8 protein-coding genes are annotated in these 15,587 nt (G+C 72.6%); 3 read left to right on the top strand and 5 right to left on the bottom strand.

Annotated features, from left to right (window positions below; genetic code table 11):
* Window positions 1-405: 405 nt before the first annotated feature.
* Complete coding sequence (locus ACWC1K_RS38010) at window positions 406-957, bottom strand: MarR family winged helix-turn-helix transcriptional regulator (RefSeq protein WP_450837473.1); 552 nt, start codon at window positions 955-957, stop codon at window positions 406-408.
* Window positions 958-1,091: 134 nt separating this feature from the next.
* Here ACWC1K_RS38010 and ACWC1K_RS38015 point away from each other — a divergent pair, with 134 nt between their 5' ends.
* The gene (locus tag ACWC1K_RS38015) at window positions 1,092-2,354 is read left to right on the top strand and encodes an MFS transporter (RefSeq protein WP_450837564.1); all 1,263 of its coding nucleotides are present in this window, start codon (window positions 1,092-1,094) and stop codon (window positions 2,352-2,354) included.
* A gap of 6 nt (window positions 2,355-2,360) precedes the next feature.
* Here ACWC1K_RS38015 and ACWC1K_RS38020 read toward each other — a convergent pair whose 3' ends face one another.
* Together ACWC1K_RS38020 and ACWC1K_RS38025 are read right to left on the bottom strand one after the other, a co-directional pair.
* Window positions 2,361-4,013, bottom strand: coding sequence for an ATP-binding SpoIIE family protein phosphatase (locus ACWC1K_RS38020; protein WP_450837474.1), 1,653 nt, complete (start codon window positions 4,011-4,013; stop codon window positions 2,361-2,363).
* A 214-nt stretch (window positions 4,014-4,227) separates the two neighbouring features.
* Window positions 4,228-5,607 (bottom strand): NAD(P)/FAD-dependent oxidoreductase, encoded by a 1,380-nt coding sequence (locus tag ACWC1K_RS38025; protein ID WP_450837475.1) that lies wholly within the window; start codon window positions 5,605-5,607, stop codon window positions 4,228-4,230.
* Between the two features lie 386 nt (window positions 5,608-5,993).
* Between ACWC1K_RS38025 and ACWC1K_RS38030 the strand changes: the two genes are divergently transcribed.
* Both ACWC1K_RS38030 and ACWC1K_RS38035 read left to right on the top strand, forming a co-directional pair.
* Complete coding sequence (locus ACWC1K_RS38030; RefSeq protein ID WP_450837477.1) at window positions 5,994-6,761, top strand: TetR/AcrR family transcriptional regulator; 768 nt, start codon at window positions 5,994-5,996, stop codon at window positions 6,759-6,761.
* A 351-nt stretch (window positions 6,762-7,112) separates the two neighbouring features.
* Complete coding sequence (locus ACWC1K_RS38035) at window positions 7,113-9,056, top strand: sigma-70 family RNA polymerase sigma factor (RefSeq protein WP_450837479.1); 1,944 nt, start codon at window positions 7,113-7,115, stop codon at window positions 9,054-9,056.
* 22 nt (window positions 9,057-9,078) lie between these two features.
* On the opposite strand, the gene ACWC1K_RS38040 is transcribed toward ACWC1K_RS38035, so the two are convergent.
* Together ACWC1K_RS38040 and ACWC1K_RS38045 are read right to left on the bottom strand one after the other, a co-directional pair.
* Window positions 9,079-12,438, bottom strand: a complete 3,360-nt coding sequence (locus tag ACWC1K_RS38040) for a BTAD domain-containing putative transcriptional regulator (protein ID WP_450837480.1) — start codon at window positions 12,436-12,438, stop codon at window positions 9,079-9,081.
* Between the two features lie 542 nt (window positions 12,439-12,980).
* On the bottom strand, window positions 12,981-15,080 hold the full coding sequence (locus ACWC1K_RS38045) for an asparagine synthase-related protein (RefSeq protein ID WP_450837481.1): 2,100 nt from the start codon (window positions 15,078-15,080) through the stop codon (window positions 12,981-12,983).
* Window positions 15,081-15,587 lie beyond the last annotated feature (507 nt).

Consider the following 15,587-nt stretch of genomic DNA (forward strand, 5'->3'; position numbering starts at 1 on the left):
TGCGTTTCCGACTCTATCAGACCGTTTCCCGATCCGATTTCCTCGGTGCTTTCCAGGTTCCCGCTTTCGCGTTTCCCTTTCCGGCGACTCCGACTCTATCAGATCCTTTCGGGCCTGACTCCCAGTCAGAAGGGGCTGTCCTCCCGGCCGTTGGGCCGTTCCGACGTCTCAAACCTTAGCGGATCCCTTCGGCAGTTCCTAATCGAGCTACCGGGTCCGAATCGAATTGAATTCGGGCACGCCGAAATCAATCCCATTGGGAGATCGTTCTGATGGTTTGAGGGTGCCGCTCATGCGGCGGAGGTGCTGTCGCAGAACCGTTACGGCTCTGTGGCAACCCGAAGAACTCTACGGATCCGGGAGGGGGCTGTCAAGCACCCTCTGTCAAGATCTTTTACGGCGGCCTCAGTCCAGGTCGGTGAGGCGTCCCCCCGCGTCCGGCTGGGCGTGTTCCACCCTGCGCAGGAGGCGGGTGAGGACGTCCCCCAGTCTAGTGCGCTCGTCCGGGGACAGGTCCTGGAGGAGGTCCTCCTCGAAGACCGTCGCGAGGCGCATCGCCTCGAGCCACTTCTCGCGGCCCTCCGCGGTCAGCTCCACGATCACCCGGACGCGGTTGGACTCGTCGCGCTCCCGGGTCACCAGACCCTCGGCCACCATGCGGTCGATCCGGTGGGTCATCGCGGCCGGTGTCAGCCCCAGGCGCTTGGCGAGATCGCTCGGGCCCAGACGGTAGGGGGCGCCGGAGAGGACGAGGGCCTTGAGGACCTCCCACTCGGCGTTGCTGATGCCGAGGGCGGAGGTCTGGCGGCCGTAGGCGACGTGCATGCGGCGGTTCAGGCGGGAGAGGGCCGAGACGATCTTTTCGACCTGGGGGTCGAGGTCCCGGAACTCGCGCTGATAGGCGGCGATCTGCTCATCGAGTGTCGGCTCGCCGAGGGTGCCGGGGGTGTCGCCCATGGGCGAAGTATGGCACGGGCGTGCTTGGCGTTGAAGTTCTTCTAGGTGTACTGTTTAGCTTCGAAGTTTAGGTTCGAAGTCTTCACACTTAACTACTGAGAGAGGTGAACGTGACCAGGGCGATGGGCGCAGCGATGCGCCGGATCCACGTGGGTAACGCACTCAGCGCGTTCGGGCTCGGCTTCACCGTCCCCTACCTGTACGTCTATGTGGCGCAGGTGCGGGGGCTGGGGGCCATGACGGCGGGGCTCGTGCTCGCTGTCTTCGCTGTGGCCGCGCTGATCGTGCTGCCGTTCGCCGGGCGGGCCATCGTCCGGCGCGGTCCCCGGCCGGTCCTGCTCGCCGCCCTGGTCACTGCCGCCGTGGGGGCGCTGAGCCTGGGGCTGGCCGGCAGCAGCACCGCCGTGCTGTTGTCGGCGGCCGCGCTCGGGGCCGGGCAGGCCGTGATGCAGCCGGCGCTCGCGACGATGATCGTGGACTGCTCCACGGCGGACACGCGCTCGCGCGCCTTTGCCATGCAGTTCTTCCTGCAGAACCTGGGGCTCGGTGTCGGCGGGCTCATCGGCGGCCATCTCGTTGACTCTACGCGCGTCGACTCCTTCACCCTGCTGTTCTCGATCGAGGCCGCGGTGTTCGTGCTGCTCGCGGTCGTGATGGCCACCGTGCGGATGCCGCACTCTCCGCGCATCGAGGACGCGCCCGCACAGTCCGCGAAGGGCAGCTGGAAGCAGCTGCTCGGCAACCGGGCCATGGTGCAGCTGTCCGTGCTGGGCTTTGTGCTGTTCTTCGCCTGCTACGGGCAGTTCGAGTCGGGGCTGAGCGCGTACGGGGTCGAGGCCGCGGGCATCTCGACGTCCGCGCTGGGGACGGCGCTGGCCGCCAACACCCTGATGATCGTCGTCGCGCAGTTCGCCGTGCTGAGGTTCGTCGAGCGCCGGCGCCGGTCCCGGGTGATCGCCGGTGTCGGGCTGATCTGGGCCGTGGCGTGGGTCCTGGCGGGGTACGCCGGGCTCGGGCACGGCAGCCAGGAGATGGCGACGGCCGCGTTCGTGTCGACGTACGCCTTGTTCGGGCTGGGTGAGGCGATGCTGTCGCCGACCGTCGCACCGCTGGTCGCCGATCTCGCGCCGACGGGGATGGCGGGGCAGTACAACTCCGCCTTCGCCCTGGTGAAGCAGCTCGCGCTGGCCGTCGGGCCGGCCGTGGGCGGGCCGCTGGGGGCCTCGCTGCCCGCGCCGTACATCGTGACGTTCCTGCTGTTCTCGCTGGGGATCACCTTCCTCGCGCTGCGGCTGGGGCGGCAGCTCACCGCCGTACAGGACCAGCCGTGGCTCGGGAAGAGCCGGGTGGTCGCCCGGGGTGGGGCTGCTGCGGAGCCGGTGGTCGCGGAGGCCTGAGCGGGGTCAGGTCGAGCCCTTGGGGAGGACGAACTCGCACCAGACCGCCTTGCCTCCGCCCGGTGTACGCCGTGAGCCCCAGTTCGAGGCGATCGTCGCGACGATGGCGATGCCCCGGCCCGACTCGTCGCCGGGTTCCGCCCGGCGGCGGCGCGGGAGGTGGTCGTCGCCGTCGGTGACCTCGATGATCAGGCGGCGGTCGGTACGGCGCAGGCGCAGGCGCATGGGTGGTGTGCCGTGCTGGAGGGAGTTGGCGACCAGTTCGCTCGCTGCCAGGACCCCGAGGTCGTGGAGTTCGGTCGGGAAGCGCCAGCTCGTCAGGACGCCGGAGGCGAAGGCACGCGCGCGTGGGGCGGCTTCGATGCCGCCGAGGAGTTCGAGGGCCGCGTTGCGGAAGAGGTCGCTGTCCGGGCCCGTGCGGGCCGGGTGCTGGAGGACCAGGACGGCGACGTCGTCGTCGTGGTCCGCCGTCACGCCCGCCGAGCGGACCAGGCGGTCGCAGACGACCTGGGGGGTGCCCGTGGCGCCGGCCAGGGCGCGCTCCAGGGCCGCGATGCCCTCGTCGAGGTCCTCGTTCCTGCGTTCGACCAGGCCGTCCGTGTAGAGGACGGCCGTGGAGCCGGGGCCCAGGGGGATCGAGCCCGACGCGTGCATCCAGCCGCCCGTGCCGAGGGGCGGGCCGGTCGGTTCGTCGGCGCGCAGGACGACTCCGCTCTCGTCGCGGACGAGGATCGGGAGGTGGCCGGCGGAGGCGTACACCAGCCGGCCCTCGTTCGGGTCGTGGATGGCGTAGACGCAGGTCGCGATCTGGTTGGCGTCGATCTCCGTGGCGAGGCCGTCGAGGAGCTGCAGGACCTCGTGCGGGGGGAGGTCGAGGCGGGCGTACGCGCGGACCGCGGTACGGAGCTGGCCCATGACGGCCGCGGCTCGTACGCCACGGCCCATCACGTCGCCGATGACCAGGGCCGTGCGGCCGCCGCCCAGGGTGATGACGTCGTACCAGTCGCCGCCGACCGCCGCCTCGGTGCCGCCGGGCTGGTAGGTGGCGGCGATGCGCAGGTCGTCGGGTTCTTCGAGTTCCTGCGGCAGCAGTGAGCGCTGGAGGGTGACGGCTGTCTCGCGCTGGCGGCGTTCGCTGGCGCGGAGGCGTTCGGCGGCCTCTGCGTGGTCGGTGACGTCGGTGGCGAAGACCAGTACGCCCGCGTTCTCGCCTTCCGTCACCGGGGTGCAGGTGAAGGTGTAGGAGCGGCCGTCGGGGGCCTTGCGGGACTTGAGGGTTCGGGGCTTGCGGCTGCGCAGGACCTGGTCGAGGAGCGGGAGCAGGCCCAGTTCGTCGAGTTCGGGGAGGGATTCGCGGGTGGGCTCGCCGAGCGGCCGTACACCGAAGGCCGTCACATAGGCGTCGTTGATGTAGGCGACGCGGTGGTCGGGGCCGTGGACGAGGGCGACCAGGGCGGGGACCCGGTCGAGGACCTCGCGGACGGGGAGTTCGTCGACGCCCGGTACGGGTGCGTGCTCGTCGGTGAGTTGTTCGGCGCGGGCCGCGGGCACGGCGTTCGGGGGCTCGGCCTGCCCGTCGGGGGCGGCCGTGTGATCGGTCCGCGCTGCGGCGCGGCGCTGCGTTCCGGGGAGCCGGGCGCTCCAGCGCGTGAAGTTCACGAATCCTTGCCTCGTGTCGTCGTCTTCGGCCGGCTCCGGACCCGTCCGGAGGGCTGGGGGGTGACACCCCCGGGATGCAGCACGGTGGAGAGAGCCTCTTGGGGTCGAAGGGCGGGCATCTGCTCGCCCTGGGGCGGGGATCAGTCTGGCAGTGTGGCCTACCGGGGCGACATCCGTGAGACGCCCACCCGGTCGGTGGAGTTCCTCGGTCCGGTCAGGACGACCCCTTCGGGTCGTTCATCGGGTCGGTAGGAGGCTTTCCACCGGCCGCGAGTTCGAACTCCGCTCGGGGATGTTCGAGCGAACCCAGTGAGACGATCTCCCGCTTGAAGAGGCCCGAAAGGGTCCATTCCGCCAGGACCCGGGCCTTGCGATTGAAGGTGGGCACCCTGCTGAGGTGATAGACGCGGTGCATGAACCAGGCAGGGTAGCCCTTCAGCTTGCGCCCGTAGACGTGGGCGACGCCCTTGTGGAGGCCCAGGGAGGCGACCGAGCCGACGTACCTGTGGGAGTACGTCTCAAGGGGTTCGTCGCGCAGGGAGTGCGCGATGTTGTCGCCGAGGAGCTTGGCCTGGCGGACCGCGTGCTGGGCGTTGGGTGCGGTCTCCGTGCCGGGTTCGGCGGCGGTGACGTCGGGGACGGCGGCCGCGTCTCCCGCGGCCCACGCGTGCGTGACGCCCTCGATCGTCAGCTGGGGGGTGCATTTCAGCCGGCCGCGTTCGGTGCGGGGCAGGTCGGTGGCGGCGAGCAGCGGGCTGGGCTTCACGCCGGCCGTCCAGACGACGGTGCGGGTCGGGAAGCGGGCGCCGTCGCTGAGCACGGCGACGCGGTCGGCGCAGGACTCCAGGCGGGTGTGCAGGCGTACGTCGATGTTGCGGCGGCGCAGTTCGGTGACCGTGTAGCGGCCCATCTCCTCGCCGACCTCGGGCAGGATGCGGTCCGAGGCCTCCACGAGGATCCACTTCATGTCCTCGGGCCGGATGTTGTGGTAGTAGCGGGCGGCGTAGCGGGCCATGTCCTCGAGTTCGCCGAGCGCCTCGACCCCGGCGAAGCCGCCGCCGACGAAGACGAAGGTGAGGGCCGCGTCGCGGATCGCGGGGTCGCGGGTGGAGGAGGCGATGTCCATCTGCTCGATGACGTGGTTGCGCAGGCCGATGGCCTCCTCGACCGACTTGAAACCGATGCCGTGGTCGGCGAGGCCGGGGACGGGCAGCGTGCGCGAGATCGAGCCGGGCGCGAGGACGAGTTCGTCGTACGTCATGTGCTCGGGGCCCGCGCCCTCCTCCTCCGTGGCGAGGGTGGTGAGCGTGGCCGTGCGTTTGGCGTGATCGATGGACCGGACCTCGCCGACGACGACATGGCACTGATCGAGGACTCGGCGCAGCGGTACGACGACATGCCGGGGGGAAATGGCACCGGCGGCCGCTTCGGGAAGGAATGGCTGATAGGTCATGTACGGGTCTGGAGTGACGACGGTGATCTCGGCCTCGCCCCGCCTGAGTTCCCGTTTCAGCTTCTGCTGGAGGCGCAGGGCCGTGTACATCCCGACGTAGCCACCGCCGACAACGAGAATGCGCGCACGTTCCTTCACCATCCCATGACGCACCCGGCGCTTGAGTTTGTCCACAGCCCCGACAATTTGTGTGACGCGGGGCCGGGGACGCCCAGGGTTGGCCGAATTGCCCGAGTACCCGGAAGGAGTGCAGGTCAGCGGGTGTGCGCCGGATGGCCTTGGGGGGCGCAATAGGGACGTATACGACCCGTACTCCGATCGGGGGGCGCTCCGTGCGGAACCTGCCCCTTCTGAATTGACTCCCTCTCAACTATGTTCGTGTCTCGACGGGGTGTAGGGGGATGCGCTCATCGTTCGCCGGGTCCGCGACGGGCGGGCCGGTGAGCCGCGCTTGTTCCCGCGCCCTGGCAACCAATGAATGGCGGGGAGAGTCTCCGGGGGGAGACGTCATTACCGGGGGAACGCTTATGCATGTTCAGGACTCTCATTGGTCGTCCGCGTCTGCACTGACATCGGGCGGCATCGTGAGCGCGGCGACGGGCAACGGACGCGGGGACACCTCGCGCACGACGCCGCTGCGCGTGGACGCACAGCGCAATCTGGAACACGTACTGCGCGCGGCGCGCGAGGTCTTCGGCGAGCTGGGGTACGGCGCGCCGATGGAGGACGTGGCGCGGCGGGCGCGGGTGGGTGTGGGGACCGTGTACCGGCGGTTCCCGAGCAAGGACGTCCTGGTGCGGCGGATAGCCGAGGAGGAGACCTCCCGGCTGACCGACCAGGCCCGGGCGGCGCTCGGCCAGGAGGACGAGCCGTGGTCGGCGCTCTCGCGCTTCCTGCGGACCTCGGTGGCCTCGGGCGCCGGGCGGCTGCTGCCGCCGCAGGTGCTGCGGGTCTCGGTCGCCGACGAGGGGTCCGACGGCACGGTCTTCGACGAGGCCCGGGTGCCGCAGCAGCGGACCCAGCCGGGTTCCGGGGAGCTGCGGCTCGTTCCCGAAGAGGCCCCGAGGGTCCCGGCGGAGGACGACACGGGTGCGGCGGCGCTGCTCGAGGTCGTGGGCCGGCTCGTGGAGCGGGCGCGCGCGGCGGGTGAGCTGCGGCCCGACGTGTCGGTCTCGGACGTACTGCTGGTCATCGCGACGGCGGCACCCTCGCTGCCGGACGCGGCCCAGCAGGCGGCCGCTTCGGCACGGCTGCTCGACATCCTGCTGGAGGGGCTGCGGTCGCGGCCGGCCTGAGGGGGCGGCCGGTCGGCGGGACGGGGCCGTGTCAGCGTCTCCAGCGGCCCGTAACTCGAACGGTCCGTCACTCGAAGAGGTGACGGGGGGCGTGGGCACTGCGCGGCCCGCGCGCCCGGCGTGAGCTGGAAATAAGCGGGATATTTCCGGCATACCACTCAACTGCCGCTCAACTTCCGCCTGTCGGGCGTCAATTGAGCCTTCCCCGAATGAGTGACGGCTAGTACTACGGCACGACAAGTCCCCACGGACGGGTGGATGGTCCGCTCGGATGGGTCCTGAACAAAAGCCAATATGGCACTCTGACCCGGTGTTCGGGACTGGTTGGGCAGGCGTCGGGGGCTTTCCGCGATGAGCGTTGACGGGCGGGACGAGCCACTGGGTGACGGTGACCCGGAGGCCGGTGGTTCGCCGCAGGTGCCGAGTCAGGGCGGGCCGGGCGGACGGGCGGGTGTCCCGCGCGGCGGCGGCCGCCCGGAGACCGTCATCCCGCCGCAGGGCGGCGAGCCGGTCGAGCCCGTGGAGGGCAGTGTCCCGGCGCAGCGCGACCGGCGGGAGGACGGTGTGCTGCCGCCGCCCAGGGACCAGCCGCCCGCCGACGCCGATCTGATCGGCCGGATGCGCTCGGGCGACGACACCGCGTACGAGGAGCTGTACCGGCGCCACGCGGACGCGGTGCGCCGCTACGCCCGCACCTGCTGCCGGGACGCCCACACCGCGGACGACCTCACCGCCGAGGTCTTCGCCCGCATGCTCCAGGCGGTGCGCGGCGGACACGGCCCCGAGCACGCCGTACGCGCGTATCTGCTCACCACCGTCCGGCGCGTGGCCGCGAACTGGACGAAGTCCGCGAAGCGGGAGCAACTGGTCGACGACTTCGCGGTGTTCGCGGCGCAGGCCGCGCGCTCCTCGGAGGTCTCCGACGACGACACCCTGGATCTCGGCGCCGATGTGCGCGCGATGCACGAGGCCGAGCAGTCCATGGCCATGCAGGCCTTCCGCTCGCTGCCCGAGCGCTGGCAGGCCGTGCTGTGGCACACCGAGGTCGAGGACGAGTCGCCGAGCGAGGTCGCCACGCTCTTCGGTCTTGACGCCAACGGCACGCGGGTGCTCGCCAGCCGCGCCCGCGAGGGCCTCAAGCAGGCCTACCTCCAGGCCCACGTCAGCGCCAGCCTCGCCGGCGACGAGGAGTGCGCCCGCTACGCCGACCGGCTCGGCGCCTACGCCCGCGGCGGACTGCGTACGCGCGCCGAGCGAGGGCTGCGCAAGCACCTGGAGGAGTGCGCCAAGTGCCGGCTGGCCGCGGGCCAGATCAAGGAAGTCGCCAGCGGCATCCCGGGCGTCGTGCCGGTCGCGGTCATCGGCTGGTTCGGTGCCGCCGGGTACGCCAAGGTGGCCGCGCTCATCGCGGGCGGTACCGGAGTCGGTGCGGCGGGCGCCGCGGGTGCGGCCGCGGCGGCGAGCGGCGGCTCGTCCGGCGGGGCGGGCGTCGGTGGTGCGGCGGCCTCCGAGGGGCTGGGTGCGCCCGCGAAGATCGGCATCGCCGCCGGTGTCCTCGCCGCGGCGGGTGTGGCAGTGGCCCTCGCGATGTCCGGGAGCGGCACCCCGGTCAGGAAGCCGGACGCGAAGCCACCCGCCTCCGCGCCGGCCGTCCGGCCCGGGTCGCCCGAGCCGGCGCCACCGAAGAAGAAGCCCGAGCCGAAGCCGCCGGTGATCGTGCGCGCGGCGGCTCCCACGAAGGCTCCGACCCCGGCTCCCCGGCCCAAGGCCACCCCGAGCCCCACCCTCACCCCCACCCACAAGCCGAAACCGACACCGAAGCCCACGCCGACGCCGACACCCACCCCGACTCCGCCGGTTCCGGCCGTCTACCAGTGGAGCGGACTGTCGTACGACCTCACCGGCGACGGCACCAAGCCCGAGATGCGGATCGGCCAGAGCAGCTGGGTGTGGCAGCGGTACGGCATGACGGTCGCCGGCAAGCAGTACCCGCAGGGCGTGACCGTGCACGGCGAGTCCTCCGTCACCGTCGACCTCAACCGCACCTGCTCCGCCTACGACGCCCTGGTCGGCGTCGACGACATGACCCTCGGGCTCGGCAAGGTCTACTTCTCCGTCTACGCCGACGGCGTCCGGCTGTGGCAGTCCGGGCTGATCCAGGCCGGCTACCCGACCGTCCCGGTCCATGTGAACCTCGCCGGGCACCGGACCGTACGGCTGGTCGTCCAGCCGCAGAGCAGCTTCGACACCCTGACGCTCGCGGACTGGGCCGAGTCGAAGTTCACCTGCTCGTAGCGGTGTACGGCTGCGGTTTCGGCTACGGGAGCTGCTCGGCAGGGTGCTTGTGCAGGGCCTCGCCGAGTTCCGCGAGGACGTCGTCGGCGGTGAGGGCGGCGCCCCGGGCGCGCTCCGCCTCGTACTCCTCGGCGCACAGCGCGGCGCGGGCTGCGGTCTCGGCCCGCTCGGCCTCGGCGCGCTCCGGCATGGGGCGCGGTTGGCCGCGCCGCAGCCGCTCGGCGGCGGCGAACAGGCCGACCGCGCGCGAATGGTCTCCCAGATCGGAGAGCAGGACGGCCGCGCCGTCCACGAGAGTCGCCGTGACCACGTCGGCGCAGCGCCGCTCCACCGCCTCGCGGACGGTGTCGGCCAGCTTCGGCAGTCCCTGCGCCGGGCCCGATTCGGCGACCGTCACCAGGGCTTCGATCGCGTTCAGCATCACCGTGAACTGGGGCGGGGGTGTGCCCCGCCCGATCTCCGCGCGAGCCGCCTCGTGCAGCGCGCGGGCACCGGCGGTGTCCTTCTCGTCCAGCGCGAGCTGGGCGCGCATCAGCAGCACGAACGCCCTGGAATCCGGTACGCCGTAGCGGTCGGCGGCGGCCGTCGCCTCGTCCAGCCCGCCGGCCGCGGCCGCACGGTCGCCGTCCCGGTAGGCGATCTCGGCAAGCCGGGCCAGCAGGAACGGTGTCTCGGCGTACGCGCCCACCTCGTAGGCGAGCCGCAGTGCCTCCTCGTACTCGCCCCGGGCCTCCTCCAGGCGGCTCCGGGCCATCGCCGCCTCGCCGGCGGCGCTGCACACCTGGGCCCGCATCCAGCGGTCGCCGACGCGCCGGCTCAGCGCCCTGAGCTCCGCGAGGTCCTCGTCCACGCCCTCCATGCCGCCGGGTGAGTCGACGGCCATGTGCGTACGGAACATCAGGGCGACGCCGACCGCCCAGTCGTCGCCGTGGGCACGGCAGTTGGCGACGGAGACGTCAAGGGCGGCACGGACGTCCTGCGGGTTGTCCAGGATGAAGGTGGTGAACGGCCAGACGAGGCCCGGCATACGGGCCGCCTGCGGACCGCCCCGCTCGAAGAACTTCCGCAGCCGGTCGGCGTATTGACGCAGCCGGTCGTCCAGCAGCGCGTCCATCGGCCGGGTGTCCGACTGCATGAAGAGGTGCAGCATCCGGACGTTCATCCGGAGGGTGTGGTGGGGGTGGTGCGCTTCGGCGTCGGGGGCGGAGAGGTAGGCGTCTATGGGATCTATTGGGTCTATTGGGTCTATTGGGTTTACGGGATCTGTGGGGCTCATGGGGGCTTGCGGGGCCGGGGCGGAGGTCGGCGAGGGGGTGGTGGTGTCCAGGGCGACGCCCAGACGGAGGATCTGGTCGAGCCAGGACTCGGCCTCGTGGCGGTAGTTGCGCAGCCACCAGAACCAGCCCATGGACAGGGCGAGGGCGGCGGCCTCCGGCTCGGCGCCCGCGGTGAGGGCACGGCGGAGGGCGGCACGGATGTTGTCCAGCTCGGTCTCCAGGCGGGAGATCCATGGGAGTTGGCCTGCGGAGCGCAGGAGGGGGTCCGCCTCCTCCACGAGCGCGCGCACCCACGCGCTGTGCCGGCGCTCGGCCGCGGCGCGCAGTTCGGGGACCTCGGCGGCGCGCTCGGCGGCGTACTCGTGGATGGTCTCCAGCATGCGGTAGCGCATGCCGCCGGAGCCGGTCTCGTCGTACGAGGTCTCCGCCGGGGTGGCCACGATGAGGGACTTGTCGACGAGCGCCCCGACGAGATCGGTCGCGGGGGCGGTGCACACGGCCTCCGCCGCCGCGAGGTCCCAGCCGCCGGCGAACACGGAGACCTCGCACAGCACCCTGCGCTCCCGCTCGTCCAGCAGTTCCCAGGACCAGTCGACGACCGCGCGGAGGGTCTGCTGGCGGGGCAGGACCGTACGGCTTCCGGAGGTGAGGAGGCGGAAGCGGTCGTCGAGGCGGTCGGCGATCTGGCGGGGCGTGAGCAGCCGGAGCCGGGCCGCGGCCAGTTCGATGGCGAGCGGCAGGCCGTCCAGGCGGCGGCAGATCTCCTCCACCGCCTCGCGGTCGCGGAGCACGGCGGCCGCGTCGGGACGGACGGCGGAGGCGCGCTCCTCGAAGAGACGGTGCGCCTGGTCGAGGACGAGGGGTTCGACGGGGCGCACGGACTCGCCGGGGACGCCCAGGGGTTCACGGCTGGTGGCGAGGATCGTGAGCCCGGGGCAGCGGGTGAGCAGCGTCTCGGCGAGGGCGGCCGCTGCTCCTATGACATGTTCGCAGTTGTCAAGGATCAGGAGTTGGCTGCGCGGGGCGCAGTACTCGACGAGCAGGGCGAGGGGGTCGTCCTGCGGGGCCGCCAGCTCGGTGGTCATCAGCACGGTCTCGCGCAGACCGAGCGCGCTGACCACCGCGCCGGGCACCGCCTCCGGGCGGTCCAGCGGTGCCAGTTCGACCAGCCAGGCCTGGGGGAGCCCGGCGGCGGCCTCCTCAGCGAGGCGGGTCTTTCCGGAGCCGCCCGGACCCGTGAGGGTGACGAGCCTTGCCCTGTGCAATTCGGAACGGATGGCGTCGAGTTCTGGTTCCCGGCCCACGAAGGAGGTAAGGCGGGGACGGATGTTGCCGGTGCGGGTGGGGGGTTCGGGTGGGACGGGCGTAGGGGTGGGACGTGGTGTTGTCGCCGGGGTGAGCAGTTCCCTGTGCAGGGCGCGCAGTTGGGGGCCCGGGTCGGTGCCCAGGCCTTCGGCGAGGGCTCGGCGGGCGGTCTCGTAGGCGGCGAGGGCGTCGGCCGAGCGGCCCGTGTCGCGCAGGGCGCGGATGAGGAGGGCGTGCAGCGGTTCGTCGTACGGGTGCGCCGCGGTCAGTTCCTTCAGGTGCGGTACGGCGGCGTGGGCGCGGCCGAGGTGCAGGTCCGCGTCGATGCGGGCCCTTGTCGCCTCGCGGTGGAGCGCGTCGGGGCGGGTGGCGGCGAGGCGGTCCGGGAGGTCGGCGAGGGCGGGGCCGCGGTACAGGGCGAGGGCCTGGTCCAGTGTGTGTGCGGCGGTGTGCGGGTCGCCGTGGTCGAGGGCCGTCGTGCCCTGGCGTACGAGCCGCTCGAAGACGAACAGGTCCACGTCGTCCTGGGTGGCCTCCAGGCGGTAGCCGCCGGGGGCGGAGGTGATGCTCTGTCTGCCCAGGATGCGGCGGAGGCGGGCGATGAGGGCCTGGAGCGCGGCGGGGGCGTCCTGGGGTGGGGTGTCCGACCAGACCTCGTCGATGAGGGTGTCGGGAGTGGTGACTCGGCCCGGGCGCAGGGCGAGGGCGGTGAGGAGGGTGCGGAGGCGTGGGCCGGGGATGGGTAGGGCGGTGCCGTGGTCGTCCTCGGCCTGGGTGACGCCCAGGATTCTGTACCGCACCGGGTCATTGTCGCCGGGGGGCGGCGGTGGGGCACGTGGTTTGTGGGGGGCGGGGTTTCGGGGGGCCGGTGCGGCTGAGGAGCGCCGGGATGTTTTTCGCCCCCGCCGCCCCTACCCGTCCCGTCCCCAGGGGCTGCCGCCCCTTCGACCCCACCAGGGGCTCCGCCCCTGAACCCGGGCGGGGACTGCGTCCCCTGCACCCCTATCAGGGGCTCCCCCGGCACCCCGGCGGGGACTGCGCCCCCTGCACCCCTCCCAGGGCTCCACCCCGAACCCCGGTGAGGGTTCCGACCCGAACCCCGGTGACGGTTCCGACCCGAACACCGGTGACGGTTCCGACCCGAACACCGGTGACGTTTCCGACCCGAACCCGGCGGGGACCGCGTCCCCTGCACCTCTCCCGGGGCTCCGCCCGGACCCCGATCGGCCTGAACGGCCTCGTCCTCAAACTCCGGACGGGCTGAAGGGCACTGACCGGCGCCAGGACGGCTGCGCCCCGCGGGCTGGTGAGGGCCGGGCGGGGGTTTCCCAAGGAGGCTGGCTCACGCCACCCCCGCTCCCCCGCCGGAAGCCAGCGCCCCCCTTCGGGGGGTGATTCCCGCCGGTACTGCTCGCTGGCGGGCGGGGGTGCCTGTCCAGCAGGTTCCTCGGCGGGAGAGCAGACGGCGCAGCCAGAGTTCGAGGGAGACCAGGTCCGCCAGGCCGTCCAGGGGGAGGGGTTCGCCTGCTGCCGCCGCGCGGAGGGCCTTGCGGACGACTCGGGCCTCCACCAGGCCCGCCTCCGCCAGCAATGGGGTGGCGAAGAGGGCCATCAGGGAGTCGGCGGCCACCCTCAGCCCGGTGCGGGCCGCCACCGCCGCCGAGGCGTGGGAAGGGGCGCCCCAGCCGGGTGGGAGGTCGCTCACTCCGGCGCCTTCCAGGACCGTACGGAGGATCGCGGCACGTGCGCCCGGCTGTACGCGCAGTGCCTCGGGCAGGACGCGGCAGGCGCGGACCACCTGGTTGTCGAGGAACGGTGCGTGCAGGCGCTGGGAGCGGATCTCGGCGGCTTGTTCCAGGATGCGCAGGTCCGCCGCGTGCCGGGCCAGGGCTGCGCGTGCGCGGTAGTCGCCCGGACGTTGGGCCGCGCCTACGTTCGCGCGGCTCGTCGACGCCTGCAGGCGAACCGATACTTCAGCCAGGGCCTCGCCGGTCAGCCAGCGTGCCGCGGGGCCCGGTCTGGCCCAGGTGAGGGCGGCGAGGGACGCTCCGACAGCGCCGCCCGGTTCGTCGAAACGGCGTTGCAGGAGGCGTTCGGCGAGGAGGTCCAGGCCCGCCCGGTACGGGGTCCTCGCCAGCTTCCGGGCCGCGCCGTACACGCGCGCGGGGACCATCACCGAGCCGTCCGCCTTCGCGAGCGCCGCGACGGGGCGGACCAGGTGGCGGCGCTTGCGGTCCATCAGGAGGTCGGCCAGGCGGGCCGGGTGCGCGTCCAGGACCTGGCGGGCGCCGTAGCCCGTGAAGTGGTCCGCGCTGCCGGAGGCCAGGCGGGTGCGGTGGCGGGCCGCCGTCACCAGGGACTGCCCCGGTTCGTCCGTCAGAGGGCCGTCCAGGTCGGCGTAGGGGAGCGCCTCTTCGCCCCCGGTCACCACCACGTGGTGCAGGCGGGGGTTGGCCGCCAGCGATCCCGCCCGCTCCAGTTCCGCCTCGCGGCCGCCGACCGCCAGGTCGTTGAAGGTGACCGCCAGCAGGCGTTCGCCCGCGCCCGTGCCGTGGCCCAGGACCGTGCCGGGCATGCCCGGCAGGCCGGCCGCCAGCAGGGCGAGCGTCCCGGACGCCGGGCCGCCGGAGAGGTCCGCGCCGATGCCCGCCACCGGCATCCCGCGCGCGGCGCGGCGCTCCGCCGGGCCCATGCCGGGGACGGGACCCGGGTCTATGTCGGCTCCAGGGACATGTCTCGGCGCCGCCAGGCGCGTGCGTACCGCCTCCACCAGCGCGTCGCGCACCGCGTCGACCGCGCTGTCCGGGTCCGCCGAGGGCGCCGCCACCGCGAGCGAGGCGACCTGCTCGTAGCCGGCGATCTCCCGCGCCCCCGCGCGCAGGATCAGCGCATGCCCCGGCGGAATGCGCCGTACGCCGTCGTAGGGCGTGGAGTCGTGCAGCACGGCCGGTACGTCGGGGGCGGCGAGGAGCGCGGCGAGGTGGCCGAAGTCGAGGTTGGCCTCGATGAGGTCGGCGAGGGGGAGCGCGGCGGTCGCGTAGGCCGTACCGCCCGCCCACGGGGTGTAGAAGACGGGTCGGGCACCCGCCAGGTCGCCGCAGACGGTGACCCGGCGGCCGACCTGGACGATCGCCGTGTAGCTGCCCGGCCAGGCCGTGAGGTGGCGCAGTGCGCCTCCGCGGGCGGCGAAGAGACCGACCCGCAGCTCCTCGTCGGAGGCCCCGCACGTGCCCAGGACCGCGATCCGGTTCTGCGCGTCGGCCTTCACCACCCGCACCTCGTCGGGCCGCCAGTCGCCGACCGCCCAGAGCGGGTCCGGGTCGCCCCACAGGAGTTGGGAGCCCACCGGGTGCACGGTCTCGCCGTCCTGCCCGGTGGCCCCCGCGGAACCGATCTCCGAAGCCCCCGCGGCGGTGCTGCTCCACCCCACCAACCACCGCATGGACGCCTCCACAGGCTGTGGACAACCAGTGCACCGTACGAACTGGTTCCCCATGCTGCCATGAAGGGCGCACGCCGGAGGCGTGGTGGAGCCGCTTGCGATCCCCGGACGGCGCTTCGTCGCTCACCTGCCCGCAGCGCCGAACACCCGTACCCGGCAAGGCGACTGCGACGCGAATGCGCCCCCGGAATGCTCCCCGAAAACGCCCTTCGCGCCCTCAAGTTCCGTGGTGGGAGCGGCAATCAGCCGGGAAGTACGGGGGTGATTTTCAGCCAAATCGGTGATGGCGGGCCAGCCTTGAACACGCTCCGTACATGCTCTGAGCATCGCATCACCCGCGCGCAGCCCGGGAGACGGAGTTCGCCCCCCGGGCCCGTCCGCCGCCCGCGGGGATGAAGGCGGCGGTGTCCCCCAGCCCGCTGGATCCAGTACAGCGGGCCGACCCACGCACCACCCATGGAAGCGCTCCCCGCATGGCCGGAGAAGAGCGCACGGGCGGGCGCACGG

The sequence above is a fragment of the Streptomyces sp. NPDC001492 genome (genome assembly GCF_053597275.1).

Excerpts from the sequence above, each read along its gene's own strand:
- ACWC1K_RS38025 (WP_450837475.1), bottom strand. The coding sequence starts at position 5,607 with ATGGTGAAGGAACGTGCGCGCATTCTCGTTGTCGGCGGTGGCTACGTC.
- ACWC1K_RS38035 (WP_450837479.1), top strand. The coding sequence starts at position 7,113 with ATGAGCGTTGACGGGCGGGACGAGCCACTGGGTGACGGTGACCCGGAG.
- ACWC1K_RS38015 (WP_450837564.1), top strand. The coding sequence starts at position 1,092 with ATGCGCCGGATCCACGTGGGTAACGCACTCAGCGCGTTCGGGCTCGGC.
- ACWC1K_RS38010 (WP_450837473.1), bottom strand. The coding sequence starts at position 957 with ATGGGCGACACCCCCGGCACCCTCGGCGAGCCGACACTCGATGAGCAG.
- ACWC1K_RS38045 (WP_450837481.1), bottom strand. The coding sequence starts at position 15,080 with ATGCGGTGGTTGGTGGGGTGGAGCAGCACCGCCGCGGGGGCTTCGGAG.
- ACWC1K_RS38030 (WP_450837477.1), top strand. The coding sequence starts at position 5,994 with ATGCATGTTCAGGACTCTCATTGGTCGTCCGCGTCTGCACTGACATCG.